At 43.1% G+C, this 1,104-nt stretch carries 1 protein-coding gene; it reads left to right on the forward strand.

Annotated elements, in window-relative coordinates:
• Positions 1-167 precede the first annotated feature (167 nt).
• Positions 168-1,034, forward strand: coding sequence for a B12-binding domain-containing radical SAM protein (locus tag ACESUZ_RS10095; RefSeq protein ID WP_373199925.1), 867 nt, complete (start codon positions 168-170; stop codon positions 1,032-1,034).
• Positions 1,035-1,104: the final 70 nt, after the last annotated feature.

Below are 1,104 nucleotides of genomic sequence, written 5' to 3' on the forward strand. Positions count from 1 at the left end.
AACCGTGTTCCAGATTCTAGGACGCCGGGCCGACTCGCTTCGGATGGGGCTCTACACCAACTTTCTCGACACTACCACTCTATATCATAAATCACGTCTCATATGGAGTTAAATACACGTTCAACTCCATAGATCTGCCCTATGATTATTATTCGACACCAGAAATAATGAAATCGCTTGCGGATACCTTGCATAATCCGTTTATTTCCTTCTATGAAACTGCCTTTCTTAAGCGTATTCAGAGGGAAAAAATCGAGTTTATTGGGATTTCGGTGAGCGGCTGTTTCCAATTGATTTCTGCAGTTACGTTAGCGAAACTGATTAAAGAAGAATGTCCATCTGTTAAACACGTCTCATTGGGCGGCAATTACATTACTCGTTTAGCAGATGACTGCATGAAAGAATGGCATGCCTTTTTTGAATACATTGATTCGATAATGATGTATGACGGCGAAGAGCCGCTTGCACGTCTTCTTGAGGCTCTTGACTCTGGTGATGACAATCTCGACTGTGTTCCAAACCTTTGCCATGCTAAAGGTGGAAAGATATATAAAAACCATCGGATTGAGCAAACATTTATCAACGATACAGTTCCCGATTTCGATGGCTTCGCCCTTTCTAAATACTTCATGCCTGAGTTAATATTGCCGGTTTATTCCTCTAGGCAGTGTTTTAATCATTGCGCCTTCTGCACCATTCCCGGTGCTACCGGTGGTTGTTACCGAAAGATGCCTATATCGAGAGTATTTGAAATAATGTGTCGGTTAAATGAAAAATACGGCACGAGAGTTTTCTCTTTTGTGGATGAAACATTCGAAGGCAAAAGAATGGAGCAACTCGCGGATGAAATAAACGCATCGGGAAAAACGTTTTTCTGGCATGGAGAAACGAGGTTCTCTCCAACCCTAAGTACAGACGTTTTCAACAAGATATACCAAAGTGGATGTAGGCAGATTCAGTTTGGCCTCGAGTCATACAACCAAAGAGTTCTTGATCTAATGAAGAAGAACACGAGAGTTGATTGGATTGGGTAGTGTCGAGAAAGTTGGTGTAGAGCCCCATCCGAAGCGAGTCGGCCCGGCGTCCTAGAATCTGGAACACGGT

The sequence above is a fragment of the Collinsella aerofaciens ATCC 25986 genome, assembly GCF_964239575.1.
Lineage (GTDB): Bacteria > Actinomycetota > Coriobacteriia > Coriobacteriales > Coriobacteriaceae > Collinsella > Collinsella aerofaciens_BQ.